The sequence below is a fragment of the Commensalibacter melissae genome (genome assembly GCF_009734185.1).
GTDB lineage: Bacteria > Pseudomonadota > Alphaproteobacteria > Acetobacterales > Acetobacteraceae > Commensalibacter > Commensalibacter melissae.
On sequence record NZ_CP046393.1, the window covers coordinates 1,757,501 to 1,779,257 of the forward strand.

The window sequence follows — 21,757 nt, forward strand, 5'->3', positions numbered from 1 at the left end:
ATGCAGGTATTGTTCCCGCCCCAATGCCTCTGCCTGTTGCTTTTGCTGGAAAATCTTCTTATATCAACACCTTGCGGGGAATGATTGAAAACTCTTCCGCAAAAGCGGTTATTATTCCACAAACAATTCAAAGCTGGACGCGGGAAATTATTGAAAAATTTCCTTTATTGTTCGGAGGAAATCCTGCCCAGCTAAAAGAAATAAAAGTTAATAGCGCCATAGAATTACCAGTTATTCAGGCTGATGATCTTTCTTATCTTCAATTTTCTTCAGGAAGCACTCGCTTTCCTATGGGGGTTGCTGTCACCCAGAAAGCCTGTTTGGCCAATGCTCATGCAATCTCATATTATGGATTGGCAGTAAAAGAAACAGGAGACCGATGCGTTTCATGGTTACCCTTGTATCACGATATGGGGCTGGTTGGATTTTTTCTAACCCCTATGACATGCCAGTTAACCATTGATCTTTTGCCTACCAGGGATTTCGCAAGGCGTCCACATGTCTGGTTGGATCTGATCAGTCGTAATAAAGGGACCCTATCTTATAGTCCATCTTTTGGGTATGAACTTTGTACACGCCGTATGCCTTCCTCAACCCTGGAACTTGATTTATCCTCTTGGCGTGCGGCAGGTATTGGCGGAGATATGATACGTTCTCATATTTTAAAACAATTTGCCGAACAATATCAAAAATATGGTTTTAATTCAAAAGCTTTTGTCGCAAGCTATGGCATGGCGGAAGCGACATTAGCCCTTTCATTCGCACCTTTGGGAGAGGGACTTAAAACCGATACTATTGATTTGCCCCTTCTTGAAACGACAGGTATAGCAAAACCTTCCAATGATCCTTGCGTTACAACCAGAACTTTTACTCTTTGTGGTCCGATACTTCCTGATCATGAAATTGAAATACGGGACGAAAATGGAAATATTCTTCCCGAAAGAAGAGCGGGCAGCATTTACGTGCGAGGCCCAAGCCTTATGAAAGGTTATTTCAATAAAGAAAAAGAAACAGAAGCCGTTCTTGACAAAGAAGGATGGTTAAAAACAGGTGACCTAGGTTATATTTTAAATAACGAAATTGTCATAATTGGACGCGAAAAAGATTTGATTATCATTAATGGGCGAAATATATGGCCCCAGGATCTGGAATGGGCGGCTGAACATGCTTTTAACTCGCTAAGAAGCCGCGATGTCGCTGTATTCTCGGTTGATAAGAATAATCAGGAAACTGTCGTTGCACTTGTCCAATGCCGTGCCATTGATGAGTCTGAAAGAAAAAGACTTCAAGAAGATATGACCAGTCTGTTTAGAAGACAAAATGGTGTAGAAGTATCTGTCCTGTTAGTCCCTCCACATAGCCTGCCGCAAACCTCCTCTGGAAAATTGACACGGGCAAAAGCAAGACAAATGCTTTTAAAAGGAGAATTCGGATTTCATTTTTAAAAATTCAGGTATGAAATGAAATTTTATGGCCTCTTGAACAGAATTTAAAAGCTATTTACAATAAATCAATTCTTTCCTTAGGATATGCGACTGATTGCGTTAAATGTCATCCAATCAGTCATAATCGTTCAAATATTGATATTTAACAAGGTAACACTATGACTGAAACGGTTGAAAAAATTTCAAAAATAATTATTGATACATTATTAGAAAACCCAAAAGTTCCCAAAAACATTTCACCAGACAGCAAAATTATTGAAGATTTGGAATTCGATTCTCTAGCTGTCATGAATTTCGTCATGGAAATTGAAGATAAACTAGACGTATCCGTTCCTTTGGATCGCCTGACAGACGTAAGAACGATTCGTGATCTTGCAGATGCCATCGTTTCCCTTAAATAAAAGCCCTCTCCTATGGATATATTTACAAAATTCAAGCCACTTGAAACTGCTTTCAACCAACTTATTTCCTTTGCCCCGCACAATCCGTTTGGGGTTACAATCGAAAAAACACTTACTGCAACAGTTGGTACTATCAACGGGAAAGAAACACTTCTTTTTGGAACAAACAATTATCTAGGCCTCAGTCAATCCGAAGAGGCACGAAAAGCAGCTGCTGAAACAGCTATGCAATATGGTGTTGGAACAACGGGATCCAGAATTGCCAATGGCTCTTATTCCTTACATCAATCACTCGAACAAGAGCTGGCTCAGTTCTTCAACCGTCGTTCCTGCATGGTTTTTTCAACAGGATATCAAGCAACCCTCGGCATGGTATCAACTCTTGCCGGTAAGGATGATTACCTTTTCTTGGATGCGGACTGTCATGCCAGTATTTATGATGGCAGCAGACTCAGTCAGGCACAAATTATACGTTTCCGACACAATGACGCTGACGACTTACGTAAGAGATTACGCCGAGTTGGCAATATAAACGGTATTAAACTGGTTGTTGTGGAAGGAGTTTACTCCATGTTTGGAGATATCGTTCCCCTCAAAGAATTTATCCAGGTCAAGAAAGAGGAAAATGCTTATCTCATGATTGATGAGGCACATTCTTTTGGTGTTTTTGGTGAACATGGTCGAGGAATTGCAGAACGTGAAAACGTGGAACAAGACGTTGACTTCATCGTGGGAACTTTTTCTAAAAGCTTGGGTACTGTTGGAGGATATTGTGTTTCCGATTATCCACAAATGGATAAATTACGTCTTTGTACCAGACCCTACATGTTTACGGCCTCTTTACCTCCCGAAGTAATCGCCGCAACACGTGAAAACTTGAAAATCATCGCTAACCGTCCTGAATTGAGAAATAAACTAAAGAATAATGCCTCCCGGTTTTATCATGCATTACAGAATGCTGGTTTTCAAACTGGTCCAGATATCAGCTCTGTTGTTTCTGTCATCTTGAATGAATTACCTCAGGCTGCTCATTTCTGGAACAGGGTGTTAGAATTGGGGGCTTATATTAATCTTAGCCTGCCTCCCGCTACACCAGATAACAGACCTTTATTAAGAGCGAGTATCGCCGCGGCCCATACAGAAGAACAGATTGACCGACTAGTTCAAATCTACATTCAGGCGGCTAAAGATGTAGGGCTAACTCTTAATTAAAATCTTTATCGTTTGAATAAACCCTGTCGATATAATTTGAATAATATCCAGGGTGCATTTATAAGGGGATATTTTTTTTGGAACGCTGTCAACTCAAGATTAATGTCACGGTGTCGATTAATTTTCCACACAATATACTGCGCTCCCCCTTCAAACGTGAAAGCGGCCTTAATTAATCGGCAAATATTCAAGGGTCGACCCAATATTTTCCGAATCTTCCAGCGTTTTCTAGCATATTCTCGTTGATTCTTTGACACAGATGGCAATAGAGAATAATTTTTTGTCTCGTTATAGGATATTCCTGCTTTTTGCCAGCCCAGTTTTAAAAGTTGCTTAAAGTAATCTTCTCTATTTTCCAAAATCAACATTGGACGATTATTTGATTCCACCCTTAGCTCAGCATCATAAGTATGACGGAATAATGAACACCAATATTTTTCCGCAGTCCCATATTCTGGTCCCAAAAAAGTGGCCCACCATATAGCTGTATTTACTGCTTTTATGAGACAATCCAACAATGCCTGTTTTCCTTTTTCATCCTTCCACCAAAGAATCTTAACAGGCTGACAAAAACGCGCCCACATCGTTGTATCAATGGATTGTAAAGCAGTAGCTTTTTGAAGTTGATCTATTGATAATATCGCAACTTTGGCCCTTAAATTAACATTCCCCTCACTCCATTCATGATATTCAATATTCGGAGGTAGACAATAATTAATCACAATTTTAAAACAATCTTCCGAATACCAATCAGACAAATTTTGACAAACAACATAAAAATCAAGTAAACCTGTCAGTTCTTTTTTCCATAAAGAAGAACCGTAATAGATAACACCTATGGGTTGCCGATCTCCTATGATCTGTTTAACGAAGGCGGTAACAGATTCTGGAACAGAATGCTGATCAAATGAAGTAGCTAATAATTGTGACAAGGATGATGACATAAACAGCCGACATTATCTATAAACGGACAAACGAAAATTTGGGACCGGTCGAAAGAAGGATACAATGATCCTCGCCTGTATCAAATTGTTCTCCATCAAGAATAATATCCTCTTTGATTGACAGTTTTATTTTATTGGCGGTACCACTAAGATAATTAGGATCATTCAATAACCATTCCGGCGTTTTACCTCTTAATAAGGCGAAACATGCCGCCAACAGATGTGGAGGACGTGCTTTAACATTCAAATAATGAAGACTATCATCCCCTGCATATCGGTTAAAAAACGGCCACATTCCATGAGATAGGCTCTGTAAAGTCGTCGATAAAAACAAAAAGCAATTCTCCTGATATGATTTCTTTTCATCAATGAAAAAAGAGCATACATTACCGTTAAGCCACAAATCCCGTGTTTTTGAAAAAAATAATTTTAGTAAAGACGTTATAATAGTGATTGCCACAGCACCATCATGAGGAAAATTTTTTAAAATCGTCGGGTTGTGTGCAATCTGAATAGCCTTCGTAAATGCCGCTGCACCTTGAAACATTCCCAAAACAGGCGGGCGAGAGGGATCAGACCATTCAATTTTTAATGCATGACGATGCTGAACCGTAAAATGCAATCGCTGACGTTCTGCCAAAGTCCTGATACGCTTAAGAGCATTGATTCCCCGAATACCGAATCCAATATCCTTGGCTATTAAATTTGTATTTCCTGAAGGAAGAATAATAAGGCTTGGCAATTTATCATGTGGATAACAGCTATAAATAGCTGTCATGACATGACTAATCGTGCCATCCCCACCATCTATAATGATACAATCGACCCCTGTTGCGACAAAACGATTTAACGTTTGCATCATATCATCAACAGTTCGTGGCGTAGAATAATTTTCTCCTAACCAGTTCAAGGCAAAATCTGTAAATTCCTTATCCTCTTTCTGATTTAATCGACTGACAGGATTTTTAATTAAGGCAATATTCTGATTCACGGATTGCTTCTAACATTCTATAGTATCTTGTTTTAATTTAATATGAGGAGTAATAAACGTTTTTATAGTTTTGATGTTATCATTCCTTCCCATTTGCTTCTTTTATGAAAAAAATTGTGCAAAAATCAACTATATTATCATGATTTCAAGTGTGTTACATAACATAGCATAGAATATATTTAAGGATAGTCTCTTTTGAAACGCTTTACAATTGCCCATATTTCGGACATTCATCTTCCCTTGGAAAGCATTCAATTTCCGAAATTATCCCTTGTCAATAAACGATTTTTAAGTTTTCTGTCCTGGAAAAAAAGACGCCTTTCTTTGCAAAAAAAGAGACTTGATATCATCATTGACGATATTTCCAGAGAATCTCCCGATCTTTTGTTGATATCGGGAGATCTTACCAACTTGGCTCTGCCTGAGGAATTTAAACAGGCAGCTGACTGGTTGCATCATCTTCCTTTTAAAAATATAAATATTATCCCAGGGAATCATGATGCGCTTGTTAAAACACAATGGCACAATAGCTACGCTTTTTGGTCACCCTGGTCACAGGCTTACAATCATGACGATTACCCTATCATAACCCGTTATGGTTCTATCGCTGTCATTGGCATTAATACAGCCGTTCCCACGCCTCCCTTTTTTGCAAATGGCCAGGTTGGAAATTATCAGCTGAATCAAATAAGATATGCACTCCAACGACTTAAAAAAGATAATTTATTCAGGATTGTGATTTTGCACCATCCCCCTGTATCAGGAATTGTTTCGGAAAGAAAGGCCTTAAAAGACAGGAAAAAATTGCAAAAAATATTATATGAAGAGGGTGTCGAAATTATTCTTTTTGGGCATGTCCATCGTACCATTACCCGAAAATTTCTTGACACCAATATACCGATGCTGGGAATTGCTTCGGCCTCTTCCAATTCAAGCCGTCCGTATCACCAAGCCGCTTGGCGTAAAATCGTAATTGAAAAATTGGATGATCACTTTCATACATTTTCAACGGTACGCTTTATAGACAAAAATGGTGATTTTTCTCAAACCCACTCCTTTTATATAGATCACTATTTTCAGTAAGTCCTTGTTGAAATTTCATTTAAAAAATCAGAGTTTAACCAGATTTTTATCAACGATCCACATCAAGATGTTGGATTCCTACCTTTTTGCGCAAGCTCTACCAAGTTTTATTATTTCTCTTGGAGTTATCCTTGCCGCCTTGATGCTGGAAAGATTGCTTGTTTTACTTGACCTATTAGCGGCAGACAGCAGCCCCCTAAGTACTTTTCTTGGCTTACTGGCTGATCTGATCCCTCATTATCTTGGTCTTGCCATTCCGGCAGCCTTTTGCGTATCAATTTTTTCAAGTATTCGTCAGTTAAATCTTAATAATGAAATTGATGCATTATTAAATGCTGGAAAATCCCTTTTTCAATGTACACGGTCTTACATCATAAGTGGTATTGCCGTCAGTTTTTTTTGTATAATATTATATGGTTATATTCAGCCATATGCCCGATATGATTTTCGCGCAGCTTTTTTTTATGCCTCCCATGCTGGATGGGCACCCCATATTCAAAGCCATATGATTGTTCAACCCAATAACCACACTGTTATGATCGTTGACAAAGCTAGCCAAAATGGAACCCAGCTTTCAGGAATCTTCATAAGACAAACAAAATTAAATGATAAAAAACAACTGGTTGAACAAATTATTCTGGCAGATAAAGGGAATTTTTATTCACTGGCCGATCATTCAAAAATAATACTGACCCTTTATGATGGTCAAAATCTTACATTAAATCCAAATAACAACAATAATATAACAGATTTTTCCAATGCTTCACGAATAATACAAAACACAAACAAGAAAAACATTTTTAGGGAAAGAGGCAGCGATGAACGCGAACTAACCCTGACAAATCTCTACGAACAAATTCAGCACCATACCTATCAAGACATTCCAATTTTAGATATAAAGGCTGAATTTCATTTTCGTTTAGTCCGCGCCTTATCAATTATTGCCATTCCTTTTCTTGCTGTTGCCTTAGCCATTACACCAAAACGTCGTAAAAGAAATTTAGGTCTTGGAATCGCGGCAATCATTCTTGTTGCCTATGATCATATTCAACAACTGGGTTTAACCCTTGTTTCACACGGACATGACAATGCGTTTGTCGCTTTATGGCTACCATTTTTTATATTCTTGTTTTTTTGCTTTGGCTGTCTATTCTTAAAAAACAATCCCTTTCTCTTTACCTCTCGCAATTTGTTAAGACACTTTTCAAAGTCTTCGGATAAATAATGAAAAAATTATTGAAACGTTATGTGTTAACCTTTTATTTATCCAGTCGCTTGTTAGCAACGACTTTTACTACTGTCATTATTTTAACAGCAATCATGGAGGTTTTAACCCTATTGGAACAAACCTCTACCATTTTGGAACGACAACTTGGGCTAAAAGGGGTTGTTCATTTCATGATGCTGAAATTACCTTTACTTTTTAATTCTGTTTTACCCTTAAGTACCCTTATCGGTTTCTTGATCGCCCTCACTCAATTGACAATCAACAATGAAATAACCATTCTACGATCCATAGGCTTATCGACATGGGGACTGATAAAAAAATTAATACCTGTTACGCTATTGCTAAGTTTTCTATGTTTTATTATGTCTGACCAAATTACACCCAAAACGGAACTGGATCTGGCAACATGGTGGAACAAAACCAACCCGCATCCCGAAAAAGAAAATAATTTCTATTTTTACAGCAATCTTGATATCATCAATATTGATCATATTGCCTATGGAGGAAATAAAATTACAGGGCTAACGATTATCAAGCGTCGTGATTTATCTCATATTGACTCGGTGCTTATTGCTGATGAAGTCATTCACAAAAATCACCAATGGATTTTCTCTCATGCAAAATTCCTGCAAAACAAACCGGATATTCCATTAAAATTTCATGAATTAACAAATGAAAAAGAAAGAATATGGAATATTAACCTGACACCACATACCCTTATAAGACTATCTTCAAAATCAATGCCACAATCCATCCATAATATGGTTCTAGAATTATCATATCAACAACCTTTCAAAATGCCTACGAATTATATAAAAACAACAATTTGGGGAAGATTGTGTTTACCCTTTACTTTTATCATGATGCTAATTATTACTGTACTTGTAACCTACATCCCGCCACGTGCTGGGTTACGTAGCTGGATCCCCATCTATTGTTTGGGATATGGATTGTTATTTATTATATTCCAAGAAGTCCTGCATGCTTTGGGGAAAGCAGGAACCATACCCGCCCCAGTGGCTTCACTTTCTGCCTTCCTTGTCTTTATGTTAGCTACATGCACTATCATTCTATCAGTTGAAGAAAAACAATGAGCAACCAATCTATCTTTCAAATTATGCGCAATCAAGACCTACGTTCCGGACGTAGTTACGATTTAGGTAAAATGGGACTAAAACAATTATGGGTGGCCTATTTGACGCATCCAACCATCCTATTATATTTCAGCCTTATTATTGGATGTATTGTCGCCGTCTGCTACACGTTCAATGGATGGGTTCCTGTTTTAAGTTCAATTATCGTCATGATATTTGGTTTTCCATTAATCTGGTATATTATCCATCGCTGGATCATGCATGTTTCGTTACTATACAGAATGAAATGGTCGGCTTCACTATGGAAACGCATTCACTTTGATCATCATCAGGATCCCCATCTTTTAAATGTATTATTTGGATCACCCTTGAATACCATACCAACCATCATTATCATTGGGGGCGGCTTGGGATATTTAGTTGGTGGATTTTGCGGTTTCTTTGCCTCTATTGGTACAGCTGTGTACATGTCATGTTTTTATGAATTTTTTCATTGCATTCAACATTTAAATTATAAACCAAAATCAAGGTATGTAAGTCATATTAAACAGGTTCATGTTTTACACCACTTTCATTATGAAAAGGGAAACTTTGGTATTACCAACTATTTTTGGGATAAAATCTTCGGTACCTATTATGAAGATGCCAAGGCACGCCCACGGAGCCCAACTGTATTTAACATGGGATATACTGTGAAAGAAGCTGAACATTATCCTTGGGTTATGCTAAAAACCGGGGCTCCTCCACGTGATCGTCCCGCAGGATCTAATTTTCGGGAGCATAAAAAAGATTGCACCCAACACACTCAAAAAGCAGCCTAAAAGGAATTGGGGCCATTATGGAACGTGAACCCATCAATGCTTTAATTCTGGCCGGGTCAAGGCAAGGGAAACAAGATCCTTTGGCTTTGCATGCTCACGTTTCGCACAAGGCGATTATTCCCGTATTGGGAAAACCAATGATCGAATATGTTACCGAAACCCTTGCAAAAATAGAATCCATTAATAAAATTGCTGTTTCAATTGAAAAGTTCGAGGTTGTTAGGGATATTCTACCCAACTTTATTAAGTATCTTCCCACCTGTCCTGGTCCAAGTGCAAGCATCATCCAAGCCATTCAAGCATTGGGAACCCCCCTATTAATAACAACCGCTGATAACCCCTTACTTCAATCGGAATGGGTGGAATATTTCATACAGGAAGCGGAGGCCTCACAATGTGACCTTGCTGTTGGTATCGCGCTAAAGGAACAGATTGAAAAAGATGTTCCAAACACAAAAAGAACTTACATCAAATTGGCTGACGGTTCTTTTTCTGGTTGCAATATTTTTATGTTTCGAACACCAAGGTCCATTCAAGTTGCAAAACTTTGGCAAAAATTGGAAAGTTATCGCAAAAATCCACTAAAAATGGGCTTGCTATTGGGATATTCGATAATCTTGCGATATATCCTGCATCGCTTGACTAGAAAAGCACTTAAAAAAAGAATTTTCAAATTAACCAAGGTTAAGATCCATTTTGTAATTATACCCTGGGGGCAGGCTGCCGTGGATGTGGATAAACCTGATGATCTCCACTTGGTTAATAATTTGATGTCTAACCGATCAAATTAAATCAATTCTTACACATTTCATTGGTTTAAAATCAAAAAATCAATAAATATTCCAAGCTTTTTAAAATGTTCCATGTATTTGATATCGCCTGTCAATCAAGAAACGCCTCACAGGCTGTCTAAGTATTTTTTTGCCATCTATCAGACTATAGGGGCCAGCCTTACTTAATGTATGCACCCCTTGATTATATTCGCCAAATATTGAACCTTTATTGAACTGACCTGTAATTCTTGCTTCAAATTGATCAGGGGTTAATTCAATAATGTTTAAAAATGTTAGTCCCCCTCCATACGTCAGGCTACAATCCTGTGTCGGTAAAATAATACCCTGAGATGTAATGACTGCATTACCACCAGGACGTGCACTTGAGGGGGAAATCCTTACGGGATTAAGTGAATGAGAATGCCATGTTCCTGCGAGACTTTCCGACCAGGCAACAGATAAAACGCTTTGCCGACTTAACCCTTCCCTTACAGGAGTATAAAACATCCACCATAAATCATTATAAAATAATACAGTCGGATCAATGGCCACTTCAGGAAAAGAAAAAGAGGATACCTTCTCCCAATGAAATGGAAACTCAACTGCTTTATATAAACTGGTTTCACCTGATTTGTATGCCTCTGGCAGCATGTAAACCAACCCCTGATCCTCAATTAACATTGGATAGGATAGATGCCAGGGTTTCTCCAATACAATTTTTCGATCAATAAGTGAAAGCTGTTGATCAAGAATTAATACCTCTATACGGCCATGACGATCTCTGTAATCATATGCTTCCGCAAAAACATATAGTTTATTATCTCTATAGAGGCCAAAAGGATCAGCAAGAAATTTGAACGTATCCTCCTCTTTTATCCAATGAATATCGCAAATATCACAAGCTATCACATCCTCAACCGGTGCCTTGACAATACCAATGCGCCATATATCCGTTTCAAAAATCGACATCAGAAATACAAATTTATTTTGCGGGTATTAAATTCAGTAATTCAAGGGGCTTCACAGCAAAAGGTTTTACCACGCGCATCAGATTCTGGAAATGTTCCGTTTCGCAATGCGCATCCAAAGCCTGTTGATTTGCCCAACATTCAATAAAAACAATTTTATTAGGCTTGTCACTTTGAAAATAGGCTGTATAGCTATGATTTCCTTTTTCCTCTCTTGAACGAGAAACACACACATTCACAGCATCTGAAATTTTTGACCAGGCCCCTTCATCAATTTCCAGTATAGCAACCAAATTAACTTCCTGAGACATAATTCGTTCCTTATTTTTTAAATAAAAATAATACGTTTCATCTTTATCAAATTTTTATCTTAAAATAGTAAACAATCTGATTCTATAAAAAATTAAATATTTCTGATAAAATTCACTATAATCATATGATTTAAATTCATTCAATCATTTAAGGTTAAGACCAATTATGAGTGACGCACTTTCACGTCGTTTTATAGCTGCACAAGAAATTGTCAAAAATGCATCTGAAATTGCCTTACAAATGCGGCCCAGTCCAGGGGGACCCCAAGGATCCCTTAAACATGCCCAAGACTGGTTGACCGAAACAGATGGCAAGATCGAAACCTATATTTCAAAAGCAATTCAATCCCTCTTTCCCGAAGATGGTTTTCAAGGAGAGGAAAAGGGGAAAACACGTTCAGGGTCGTTAAGATGGATTGTCGACCCTATCGATGGAACATCAAACTATGCACGTGGCAGAAATCGGTGGTGTATTTCTCTTGGACTTATGGAAGAAAATGTTCCCACTCTCGGTATTATTGCAGCTCCATGCGTAAACGAATTCTATACTGCCCGTCTAGGAAAAGGGGCATTCATGAATGAAAAGCCCATTCATGTTTCCGATGTTAAAGATCCAAAAATATCCATGATTGAACTGGGCTGGAGTCACGTCAGTAAAATCGATGAATTTCTAAAAAATGCAGAAGCTATCTTAAAAACTGGCGCAATGATTCGCACTTTGGGTTCAGGCACCATGTCCCTCGTCGATGTTGCGAGCGGTAGACTGGATGGACATTTTGAAATGGCCATTAATTTATGGGATGTGGCGGCAGCACTCGTTTTACTTAGAGAAGCTGGTGCCTGTATTTCACCTTTCTTGGAAAATGGTGGCCTTCATCAAATGACACCTATTTTAACCGCAGCTCCAGGAATTTCGGATATCCTCTCGAAAACACTTCATATGTCCTTATCATAAATCGCTTTTATGTTAAACTACCGATCTGTCTTTTCTTTTTCGTCAAACCTGAACTATATTGTTTAATCCTATGAAAAATAATTTCATCTTTAAATATGGTACGATGTTTTGCTTTTCAATGCTGTCAATATTTTCTCTTCAGCATGCCAAGGCCAAAACTGACAAAGTACAATCTATTGTGGACCATTCTCTTTTAACAGTTGAGGATGTCTTTGCAAATATTCCCACATCCAGCCGTGTCTATACCCGTTTAAAAAACGCCAGGGCAGTGATGATTTGCCCAAATATTACACATATCTCCCTAGTGTTTGGAGGCTCCGGGGGAGATTGTGTGCTTCTTTCTAGGGATGCAAGAAATTCTTGGTCCAGTCCTGCTTTTTACAAAATGTCAAGTGGCTCTTTTGGTATACAGCTTGGTGTACAAAATACAGAAGTCATGCTTTTCATCATGAACGAACGCAGTTTGCGCAAATTGTTGGACAGCCAATTCACAATGGGAGCCAGTGCCTCTGCAACAGCAGCAAAATCCAGTAGCGATGCCAACAAGGATACAGCCGATATTTATAACCTGCAAAAAGCATCAGGATTATTTGTCGGAGCATCTCTAAAAGGATCTAAATTAAAAATTAACAGTAGTGCCAATCATAAATATTATAACCAGATTGTGGGACCAGAAGATATTGTCATGGCAATGCGCGTTAATAATCCAGCGGCAAACCGTCTGCGTAAAATCCTGATCAAATATTCAAATATGGCAAAAAATGTCCAACCTGAAAAAAAATCATCCAAAAATCATAATGTAGAAGATGATAATGGCGATGCCAATACCAATGATGATTCAGGTGCGATTGACCTTGCCCCACAAAAAGGTTCCTCATCACATAATATTAAATCTGAAAATTTGCCCGCCCCTTCAAAATCCAGAAAATAAAAAAACCATACTATATTTTAAAAGATAGTTTTTAAAAACTATCTTTTTTTCTCCGCGGCAACATTGTGATTATGTTCTGCAAGACTTGTTGAAAAACTATGTCCACCCGTTCCATTTGCAACAAAATATAATATTTTTCCTTCTGCAGGATGTGCAACAGCCTCCATAGCGGCTTCACCAGGAGAGCATATTGGTGTAGGCGGTAAAGCGCTGGTCCAATAAGTGTTATATGGGTTGACAATTTCCAGATCCTGTCGAGTTAGCCTGCGATCAAAATCATTTTTTCCATCAGTCAGGGCATAAATCACTGTGGGATCTGATTGTAATCGCATACCAAGATGCAGGCGATTGATAAATACACGGGCAACCATGGGACGTTCGCGTTTTAAAGCGGTTTCCCGCTCAACAATTGAGGCAAGGGTAACCAAATCCTGTTGCGTTTTTATCTCAGCAAGAACCTGTCGTTCACCCCAGATTTTTTGCAGTTTTTTCTGCATTGCCTGTTGCATACGGAATATCATCTTTTCACGAGACATACCCCATTCATAGGCATAGGTCTGGGGCAATACCGTTCCCTCTTCTGGTGGCTGTATCTGTCCTGTCATATAGGGGGCATCATTAACCAAATTCGTAATCTGATAGGCTGTCAGCCCTTCTGGAATGGTTAATTTATGCTGTACAGGTTTTGCATACCGCAAGATATCGATAACCTGTTGAATCGATGCCTGCTTCGGAAAAGAAAACTCAGCCGCGTGTAACGTCCCGGCCTTATCTGTCAGCTTTATGCCACTACGAAAAATAAAACCGCCCCAATAGGATTGAGTGACAACCTTTTCTTTCTGAAGTTGGTTTAATATTGCCGCGACATTTCCCTTGGCAATAACCACATTTTTAGCATTATCCAAAGGACCGGGAGCAAAATAGGTATATTTTCCGTAAAAGAATACAGCAAGCAGGCATACAAGTAATGCACTGACCCCATATAACAATCGACGCATTACAATTTAACCCATGATATATCTTAGTAAATTTTCATATTCTTTTAAAAATCAGGCTCGCATTCGTGCCACCGAAACCGAAACTATTGGATAGGGCAGCATCAACTTTTCTTTGCTGGGCAGTATGAGCTATACGATCAATGACACTTTCCCTTGATGGACTATCAAGATTCAAAGTGGGAGGTACCTCATTATTACATATTGATAATAGAGAGAAGATCGCCTCAACCGCACCTGCTGCACCTAATAAATGACCAATAGCCGTTTTTGTTGAAGACATTGCCAAATGTTTGCTTGCATCCCCAAACAACCGCTCGACAGCTTCAAGTTCAAGATCATCCGCCATGGTTGATGTACCATGTGCATTAATATAATGGATATCTTCCAATGATAATCCTGAATGCTTAATGGCCGATGCCATTGCACGATAAGCACCTTCATGCCCTTCTGCTGGAGCAGTGATATGATACGCATCACCTGACATGCCATATCCAGCCACCTCACCATAAATTTTTGCGCCACGGGCTTTCGCATGTTCATATTCTTCTAACACAAGAACACCGGCACCTTCTCCCATAACAAATCCGTCACGATCCTTATCCCAGGTTCTTGACGCTTTTGTAGGTGTATCATTGAACCCCGTGGATAATGCTCTGGCAGAACAGAACCCTGCAATACCCAATTCACATACAGCCGCTTCCGCTCCTCCGGCAATCATTACATCAGCATCGCCAAGCGCAATCAAACGGCTTGCATCTCCAATAGCATGCACTCCTGTTGCACAGGCTGTCACTACCGCATGATTAGGCCCTTTAAAGCCATATTTGATGGAAACATATCCTGAAACCAAATTAATCAAGGCAGATGGAATAAAGAACGGAGAAACTTTTCGAGCCTGACCTTCATTAACCTTGATTGAGGTTTCATAAATGGTTTGCAGCCCACCAATTCCTGAACCAATCATGACACCGGTAGCCATTTGATCCGCTTCATTTTTGGGTGTCCAGCCAGAATCCTCCACTGCCTGAATAGCCGCCACTAAACCCAATTGAATAAAACGGTCCATTTTCTTTAAATCTTTAACGGGGATCCATTCAGACAGGTTTAACCTGCCCTCTCCCTTTGAACCTTCAGGAACTTCCCCGGCAATACGTGCAGCAACACGTGAAGCATCAAAACTTTTGATTTTGTCAATACCGCTTTCGCTTGCAACAAGTCTTTTCCAAACATTATCGATACCAATTCCAAGAGGGCTTACAATCCCCATTCCAGTAACAACTACCCTGCGGTGTGGCCATGAACTTGTACTCGTCATTAAATTATCCTGTAAGTTTTATGAATCGATAATGTTATAGACTTTTAATTAAGATGCTTGTTTCTGTTTTTCAATATAATCGATAGCATCCTTGACTGTTGCAATCTTTTCTGCGGCATCCTCAGGAATTTCCACATTAAAAGCCTCTTCAAAAGCCATAACAAGTTCAACTGTATCCAAGCTGTCCGCACCCAAGTCATCAATAAAGGAAGCTTCAGGCGTTACCTTTGATTCTTCAACACCAAGATGTTCAACAACAATTTTTTTTACTTTGTCAGCAATTTCACTCATTATATTCGTCCTTTTACAGCTATAAAGCTTACATGTTTATACTATATTACCAAAGTTCCAAAGAATTTTTAGAACTTTATACGATTTTATCACAATGGTATTGGGGAAATATCACATTTCCCCCAAATAACCAAGCAAAAGCAATATTATAATTTTATAAAATGTTCAAATGGTTCACAAAGCAAGGATCTTTACACCATATACATGCCACCGTTAACATGCAAACATGTTCCAGTAACCCAATCTGTCTCTTCAGAAGCCAGATAGACAGCTGCGGATGCAACATCCTCCACCTGTCCCATTCTATTTCTTGGAATTCTTTGTAATAATCTAGATTGTTGCTCTTCTGATAATACGGCAGTCATTGGTGTTTCAATAAAACCGGGGGCAATAACATTAACGGTAACGCCTTTTTTCGCCACTTCTAACGCCAGACTTTTACTCATAGCGATTAATCCGCCTTTTGCAGCTGAATAATTGGCCTGACCAACATTACCAATAAACCCAATGATCGAAGCGATATTGATAATGCGTCCTGAACGCCGGCGAACCATTCCCTTTAACGCAATCTGACATAATTGGAAGGGCACAGACAAATCCACATCCAGAACCTCGGACCATTCCGATTCCTTCATTCGGATTGAAAGATTGTCCCGCGTTAATCCGGCACTATTAACCAGGATATCGACAGGTGCATTTGCCTGCCTCTCTGCATTCGGGATAAGCGCTTTTAAAGATTCCTGATCCTTGAGGTTGGCTGTTTGAACAAATGCGTTCTGTTCACCCAACTCTTTTTGAACCTCTCTTAAAACGTTTTCCCTGGTTCCCGACAAAACAACCCTTGCCCCTTGCTGAACAAATGCCTTGGCAATCGCTTGACCAATTCCACCCGAGGCACCAGTAACCAACGCTACCTTATTATCTAGTCTGAACATAATCTTCATAATCCTTGTGTTCTTTTAAAAAGCAGAAAGAATTTTTGCAAATTCTTCAAGATCTGCAGGTGTATCAACAGAACAAACCTTGCTATCCCGTGCAGTACGCTGCATGATTTTAGACAAAACCTTACCTGCACCAACTTCAACAAAAAAATCAACTTCCTGATCAATCATATATCGCATAGTTTCTGCCCATCTTACAGAACCTGTTATTTGTCTAACCAATGAATCCCTGACAAAAGAAGAAGAATTTTCATAAGGGCAGGCGGTTATATTTGCGATAACAGGAAAATTAAATGGTTTGGGATTTGTTTTAGCCAAGGCATCCCGCATTTCCCGGGCAGCGGGTTCCATTAACGGACTATGAAATGGTGCTGACACAGGCAATTTAACAACTCTACGGATACCAGCTTCCTTGGCTATGGCTATAATCCGTTCAATCGCGTCCATATGACCAGAAACCACAACCTGAGACGCACCATTATCATTGGCAACTACAACAACCGAATTTCCCTGCGTGGCCTGTTTACATAAATCCTGAACCTGTCCAATCGTGACGCCTATAAGTGCAGCCATTGCTCCCTGACCAACCGGTACCGCATTTTGCATTGCACTGCCGCGCGTCCGTAACAAATTGACAGTTGTAACAAAATCAAACACATTGGCAGCACAAAGAGCAGAATATTCACCCAAGGAATGTCCTGCTGCCATTGAAACCAGATGATTGGCATCAATATTAAATTCTTTTTCCAAAACCCTGATTACGGCCATGGAATGTGTCATTAATGCAGGTTGTGTATTTTGCGTTAAAGTCAACGCTTCCACAGGCCCCTCCATCATAATTTTGGATAATGGCTGCTTTAACGTTTCATCCAACGCTTCATAGACTTCTCTGGCAATTGGAAATGCTTCAGCCAATGCCTTACCCATACCAACATATTGGCTTCCCTGACCGGGGAATAAAAATGCACATTTCATAATAGATGATTCCAATAAAATAAATTAAACGGCAGATCTTACAAAAAGCTGGTTAATACTTCGTAAAATTTCAAAAGTCTGCTTCCACAAAGGTAAAATACGGTGTTCCTCAATACCCCGTTTTTTGACAATCTCAATTATTTCTCCAACCGAACGGCGATTGTCAACAAGTCCCAAAAACCCGCGTGCCTGTGCAGGTAAAGGAAGCATAATCGTCAACATTCCAAAAGAATAAGGAAGCAGATTGGATGGTAAAATCTGATTGGCAAGTATTTCTCCAGGCGTTTCCCGCATAAAAGGAATTGAATCAGAGGCACATGGATCAGCAAATTGTATATTATCCTCCGCGCGACGCACATACACAACATGCGTTGACATATTCCCAGCCAAAGATTCAGCCAGACTAGCCTGTGTTCTTATATCAAACTGCCTGAATTTTTCTCTGATCTTTGGATCTGTTATTAAATAAGCAGGATCATAACGCGCAGGCTCCACCAAACAGTTTACCGCCAACTCATTTTTATCCAACAGATCCCATAGTTCAGCAATTTTATAGGATCGGTCACGCGGGTTTAATAAAAGATCATACAGACCAGCGTCACCTCCAGTTAAATGATCACCAAAATTTCCATTAAATCTGAGCCAGGCAGTCGATGGAAGATGCTTCATGATTCTTTTTGCAACATCCAAACGCTTTACTGGTGGATCTGACAAAGAGGTCAGTTTGGATAATGCTTCCTGCACCATATAAACGCCAGTACGACCATAGGGAGCATAAACCATCAATCCCATCCCGCCGCCAGGATTTAGTTGTTCCCTTAATATTTGCAGGGCAGCAGCAAGATCAGGCAAATGATGCAAAACACCACAACAATCAATATAATCAAACAACCCGAGATTTAAATCTGGCAATTCAAGAATTGAACCCTGAACATAACGGATATTACTCAATTTCCGTGTAGCTGCCCGTCCTTTAACAATTTTCAAAACTGCCTCGGCCCGATCCAAACAGATCACTTCACCAGAACGTTGGTGTCGTGCCATTTGTTGAGCCACCATGATTGCTGCATCACCGGTTCCACAACCAGCAATCAAAATCCTTAATGGTTGCGTATAAGAACGATATCCTCCAAATACCCAATAATCAATTTCATTCAAATGGCTTGGACTGCCTATTAATAAGCGTTTGGTTTCATCCTTTGGATTGCGTTCGGGATACGGATAGGCCTCATATTGCCTTGCCAATCCCAAATCTTGCTGATCATTTTTATGGGCCATTATGCTCTTACAACCAATTTACCACGCTGCCAAGCTTCTGCCGCCTCATCGGCACTCATCCCCTGATTGCGTATTGCATTTTCCATGAACTGAACAATCTGATTACCCAACATCATTTCCTCAAGTTCATCAATCAAGTCACCCCCAAATCGCTGAATCCAATTGGGGTTTAATAGCATGGCCGCTTTTTGTTTCCGTATAAAAATATTCTCGGATTCCCTCAGACGATAAAAATTTCCTGAATCCGTGAACAATGCCGGCTCATAAAGCATCATTAACTCGGGTTCTTGTGAGTGGATTATTTCCTGATAATGAGTCAACGTCTCTTCATCTGCAATAGATTTCAATTGATAACCAGCCTTGATCAAACCATATTCTTTCATGATTTTATTTGCGAAAACCTGCAAAGTTTCACATACCGTGATTTCACGATGAAGAAATGAAGCTGTTATAAGTTGATCAATAGAACCTACATGTTCTTGAAAATTTTTTGGCAAAGCAAAAGAAATAGAGGGTTGATAAAGATTTCCAATCACCTTGAAATTCGGGTTGGATTGAATGATATCGGCATGAATATCAGGCAACCATACACTTACAAACAAATCAATTTTCCCAGCAGTCAGCTCCAGTATCAAATCCTTACATTCACCGGTAATTAATTCTATATCCGTTATTCCATGGGCCTCTAACACACGTGTTATAACCGCTGCTGTTGCTTCATGTATCAAATTATCAAAAAAACCAAGCTTTAAAGAATTCATCCCTGTTAATGTCCCACTCTTGTTCAGAAAATTGTTATATTATAGATAAAACTTGTTTGGTATAGGCTTTCTGTTGTTTATTAATAATCATTAGTATCAATTTAGACAAATATCTTTGCCATTTTTCTGAAGGCATCCACCCAATAACCTTACAAACCATATTAACCACCCTGACAATATGATGGATTTTATATAATGACATGGCCTTTTCCATATAAAGGGCTATACATCGTTTATGATTATATGGCATTCCATGGGGCTCATTGGTGGCATGAAAGGCCGAGGCAAGCTCATCATCCTGACTTTCAATTATACGACCCAAGGCAATCCTGGCTCGTTGCAACCTGGAGAGCTTTTGAGATTTCAAATATAATTTAGCATAATCATAAAACAATTTATAATGACGATATTCATCTCCAGCAATCCGTCTGCATATCTCCTTCAGGACAGGTTCCTTTACATAATCTGCCAAGGCACTGTAATAAGATGAAGTGCCAACCTCAACCATAGCCCGGGCGATAAATTCTCCCGCCTGTGATCCACGGATTGAGTGATCCGTCTTTAAGTCAATTTTATAAAAATTTCTGAAACGCTTATAACTTTCCTGATAATTCCAAGCAGGATCAGCCATCATGGCCCATCGTCCCAATGTTTCACCATGTTGCACCTCTTCATCTTCCCATTTCCTGAAAAGCTTTGTCAATTCAGGATCATGACCAAATACATTAGTCAAATAAACCGTATAGTCTACACTATTTCGTTCAACAACAGCAGCTGTTTTTATCAAAGGAACAATATCAGCATCTATTAATGAAGGGTCAAATTTATCCCAGTTAACCTGTTCAATATCCCAATGTTTCATAGTGCCACGCTTTCCTTATCAATTTTATTTTTAATTAAGAAATTATAAAACGACTATAGTAAACCGTAGTATGAGAAAATGACTAGATATTTTTATTAAATTCAATAGTCAAAACAGGAATTAATCTCGGACTCTGAAATTGGCGCCTGATTCCATTTTGGGTTATGATCCTTGTCAATAACTGCAGCCCTCACCCCTTCTAAAAAATCGGCCCGTTGGATAAGATGACTAACTAACAATAAATCGCGTGTTAAAACAGCTTCTTGAGTTGGTAATTTCAAATGCCAAGCTCTATAAGTTACCTCTAAAGAAAATGGACAAGCTTTTAATATAGTTTTAAAATCACATACGGCCCAATTATATTTACTTTTTCGCAATTTCTCAATAATCTTTGCTACAGAAGAAGCTTGATAAATATCAGCAATTTGTTTTAAAGTTTTATTATCAAATTCATAGGATTGCTTATATGTTGAAAGAAAAAAATTAATTTCATTTGGCTGTAATTCTGTTAATTTTTGTAAAAAAAGTTCTAATTCACTTGAATAAATCATATAATCTGCAAACCCCAACTTAATAGCAGTGTTACCATTAAAACGTTGTCCCGTTAACATAGCCCTTAATCCAGAAAAACCTGGAGCATTTTGAAATAAAAAAGAACTACCTGCATCTGGGGTTAATCCGATCATCACTTCTGGCATTGCTAAAATAGAACGTTCAGTAACAAAACGATATGTAGCAAACGCTCCTAATCCTATACCTCCCCCCATGGTAATGCCATCCATTACTGAAATAATGGGCTTAGAATAATGTAGTATATAATTAGCTAATACATAATTATATTTAAAAATTTCTAAACCTTTTTGTTTTTTACCTGAACGAACTAAATCAGCAATTTTCCGAATATCACCACCAGCACAAAAAGCTCGTTCACTACTACTATTAATTAAAATAATATAAATACGCGAATCGAATTTCCACTTTTCTAAAACATCTAATATTTGATTTTGTAACACATCATCAATCGCATTCAATGCTTGTGGTCTATTCAATGTTAATACACCAACATAATTTCTTTTTTGTACTACAACTAAATTAGACACTTAAAATATATCCAACAAAAATTTATAATTATTCATAAATATTGATAACAATTTAAAAAAGTTTATAAAAGTTAATAGT

At 38.7% G+C, this 21,757-nt stretch carries 23 protein-coding genes (1 of these 23 only partly in view); 10 read left to right on the forward strand and 13 right to left on the reverse strand.

From position 1 onward, the window contains the following. From GN303_RS07810 to spt, 3 genes are all read left to right on the forward strand, one after another. Window positions 1-1,445 carry the 3' portion of a fatty acyl-AMP ligase gene (locus GN303_RS07810; RefSeq protein ID WP_110439024.1) on the forward strand. 289 nt of this gene lie to the left of the window's left edge, so the window shows 1,445 of its 1,734 coding nt (coding positions 290-1,734); the start codon falls outside the window, past its left edge; it ends in the stop codon at window positions 1,443-1,445. 158 nt (window positions 1,446-1,603) lie between these two features. Further along, window positions 1,604-1,846 carry an acyl carrier protein gene (locus tag GN303_RS07815; RefSeq protein ID WP_110439025.1) on the forward strand — a complete coding sequence of 81 codons (243 nt, stop codon included), beginning with the start codon at window positions 1,604-1,606 and terminating at the stop codon, window positions 1,844-1,846. A 12-nt stretch (window positions 1,847-1,858) separates the two neighbouring features. Further along, complete coding sequence (gene spt / locus GN303_RS07820; RefSeq protein WP_110439026.1) at window positions 1,859-3,058, forward strand: serine palmitoyltransferase; 1,200 nt, start codon at window positions 1,859-1,861, stop codon at window positions 3,056-3,058. Between the two features lie 5 nt (window positions 3,059-3,063). Here the strand turns inward: spt and GN303_RS07825 are convergent, their stop codons facing one another. Next, window positions 3,064-4,002, reverse strand: a complete 939-nt coding sequence (locus tag GN303_RS07825) for a hypothetical protein (RefSeq protein ID WP_110439027.1) — start codon at window positions 4,000-4,002, stop codon at window positions 3,064-3,066. 16 nt (window positions 4,003-4,018) lie between these two features. Next, window positions 4,019-4,993 carry a diacylglycerol/lipid kinase family protein gene (locus tag GN303_RS07830; RefSeq protein WP_110439028.1) on the reverse strand — a complete coding sequence of 325 codons (975 nt, stop codon included), beginning with the start codon at window positions 4,991-4,993 and terminating at the stop codon, window positions 4,019-4,021. A 195-nt stretch (window positions 4,994-5,188) separates the two neighbouring features. Between GN303_RS07830 and GN303_RS07835 the strand changes: the two genes are divergently transcribed. The 5 genes from GN303_RS07835 to GN303_RS07855 all read left to right on the forward strand — a co-directional run bounded on the left by GN303_RS07835 (window position 5,189) and on the right by GN303_RS07855 (window position 10,010). After that, entirely contained in the window at window positions 5,189-6,076 is an 888-nt protein-coding gene (locus GN303_RS07835) for a metallophosphoesterase family protein (protein ID WP_110439029.1), read from the forward strand. Between the two features lie 67 nt (window positions 6,077-6,143). Next, window positions 6,144-7,301 carry an LptF/LptG family permease gene (locus GN303_RS07840; RefSeq protein WP_110439030.1) on the forward strand — a complete coding sequence of 386 codons (1,158 nt, stop codon included), beginning with the start codon at window positions 6,144-6,146 and terminating at the stop codon, window positions 7,299-7,301. Further along, a complete protein-coding gene (locus GN303_RS07845) occupies window positions 7,301-8,398 on the forward strand; it encodes an LptF/LptG family permease (RefSeq protein WP_110439031.1) in 1,098 nt (365 codons plus the stop codon). The genes GN303_RS07840 and GN303_RS07845 overlap by 1 nt, the downstream gene beginning before the upstream one ends. After that, window positions 8,395-9,219 carry a sterol desaturase family protein gene (locus GN303_RS07850; protein ID WP_231504023.1) on the forward strand — a complete coding sequence of 275 codons (825 nt, stop codon included), beginning with the start codon at window positions 8,395-8,397 and terminating at the stop codon, window positions 9,217-9,219. The genes GN303_RS07845 and GN303_RS07850 overlap by 4 nt, the downstream gene beginning before the upstream one ends. Window positions 9,220-9,236: 17 nt before the next feature. Then, the gene (locus tag GN303_RS07855) at window positions 9,237-10,010 is read left to right on the forward strand and encodes a nucleotidyltransferase family protein (protein ID WP_110439032.1); all 774 of its coding nucleotides are present in this window, start codon (window positions 9,237-9,239) and stop codon (window positions 10,008-10,010) included. A 60-nt stretch (window positions 10,011-10,070) separates the two neighbouring features. Here the strand turns inward: GN303_RS07855 and GN303_RS07860 are convergent, their stop codons facing one another. Continuing rightward, the gene (locus tag GN303_RS07860) at window positions 10,071-10,961 is read right to left on the reverse strand and encodes a glucosamine inositolphosphorylceramide transferase family protein (RefSeq protein WP_110439033.1); all 891 of its coding nucleotides are present in this window, start codon (window positions 10,959-10,961) and stop codon (window positions 10,071-10,073) included. 13 nt (window positions 10,962-10,974) lie between these two features. Then, window positions 10,975-11,271, reverse strand: coding sequence for a putative quinol monooxygenase (locus GN303_RS07865; RefSeq protein WP_110439034.1), 297 nt, complete (start codon window positions 11,269-11,271; stop codon window positions 10,975-10,977). A 166-nt stretch (window positions 11,272-11,437) separates the two neighbouring features. Between GN303_RS07865 and GN303_RS07870 the strand changes: the two genes are divergently transcribed. Continuing rightward, window positions 11,438-12,226 (forward strand): inositol monophosphatase family protein, encoded by a 789-nt coding sequence (locus GN303_RS07870; protein ID WP_110439035.1) that lies wholly within the window; start codon window positions 11,438-11,440, stop codon window positions 12,224-12,226. Window positions 12,227-12,296: 70 nt separating this feature from the next. Beyond that, complete coding sequence (locus GN303_RS07875; RefSeq protein WP_230873108.1) at window positions 12,297-13,157, forward strand: lipid-binding SYLF domain-containing protein; 861 nt, start codon at window positions 12,297-12,299, stop codon at window positions 13,155-13,157. Between the two features lie 38 nt (window positions 13,158-13,195). On the opposite strand, the gene mltG is transcribed toward GN303_RS07875, so the two are convergent. The 9 genes from mltG to GN303_RS07920 all read right to left on the reverse strand — a co-directional run bounded on the left by mltG (window position 13,196) and on the right by GN303_RS07920 (window position 21,678). Continuing rightward, window positions 13,196-14,155, reverse strand: coding sequence for an endolytic transglycosylase MltG (gene mltG / locus GN303_RS07880; protein ID WP_110439037.1), 960 nt, complete (start codon window positions 14,153-14,155; stop codon window positions 13,196-13,198). 34 nt (window positions 14,156-14,189) lie between these two features. Further along, window positions 14,190-15,470, reverse strand: a complete 1,281-nt coding sequence (gene fabF / locus GN303_RS07885) for a beta-ketoacyl-ACP synthase II (RefSeq protein WP_110439038.1) — start codon at window positions 15,468-15,470, stop codon at window positions 14,190-14,192. 48 nt (window positions 15,471-15,518) lie between these two features. Beyond that, the gene (locus tag GN303_RS07890; protein ID WP_110439039.1) at window positions 15,519-15,761 is read right to left on the reverse strand and encodes an acyl carrier protein; all 243 of its coding nucleotides are present in this window, start codon (window positions 15,759-15,761) and stop codon (window positions 15,519-15,521) included. A gap of 191 nt (window positions 15,762-15,952) precedes the next feature. Beyond that, on the reverse strand, window positions 15,953-16,696 hold the full coding sequence (gene fabG, locus GN303_RS07895) for a 3-oxoacyl-ACP reductase FabG (RefSeq protein ID WP_110439040.1): 744 nt from the start codon (window positions 16,694-16,696) through the stop codon (window positions 15,953-15,955). A gap of 24 nt (window positions 16,697-16,720) precedes the next feature. Then, on the reverse strand, window positions 16,721-17,677 hold the full coding sequence (fabD, locus tag GN303_RS07900; protein WP_408735535.1) for an ACP S-malonyltransferase: 957 nt from the start codon (window positions 17,675-17,677) through the stop codon (window positions 16,721-16,723). A gap of 24 nt (window positions 17,678-17,701) precedes the next feature. Beyond that, complete coding sequence (locus tag GN303_RS07905) at window positions 17,702-18,955, reverse strand: class I SAM-dependent methyltransferase (RefSeq protein ID WP_110439041.1); 1,254 nt, start codon at window positions 18,953-18,955, stop codon at window positions 17,702-17,704. Next, window positions 18,955-19,716, reverse strand: a complete 762-nt coding sequence (locus GN303_RS07910; RefSeq protein WP_110439042.1) for a glycine betaine ABC transporter substrate-binding protein — start codon at window positions 19,714-19,716, stop codon at window positions 18,955-18,957. Before GN303_RS07910 ends, GN303_RS07905 begins: the two co-directional genes overlap by 1 nt. 34 nt (window positions 19,717-19,750) lie before the next feature. Then, entirely contained in the window at window positions 19,751-20,578 is an 828-nt protein-coding gene (locus tag GN303_RS07915; RefSeq protein ID WP_110439043.1) for an acyl-ACP desaturase, read from the reverse strand. 101 nt (window positions 20,579-20,679) lie between these two features. Further along, window positions 20,680-21,678, reverse strand: coding sequence for an enoyl-CoA hydratase/isomerase family protein (locus GN303_RS07920; RefSeq protein ID WP_110439044.1), 999 nt, complete (start codon window positions 21,676-21,678; stop codon window positions 20,680-20,682). Window positions 21,679-21,757: the final 79 nt, after the last annotated feature.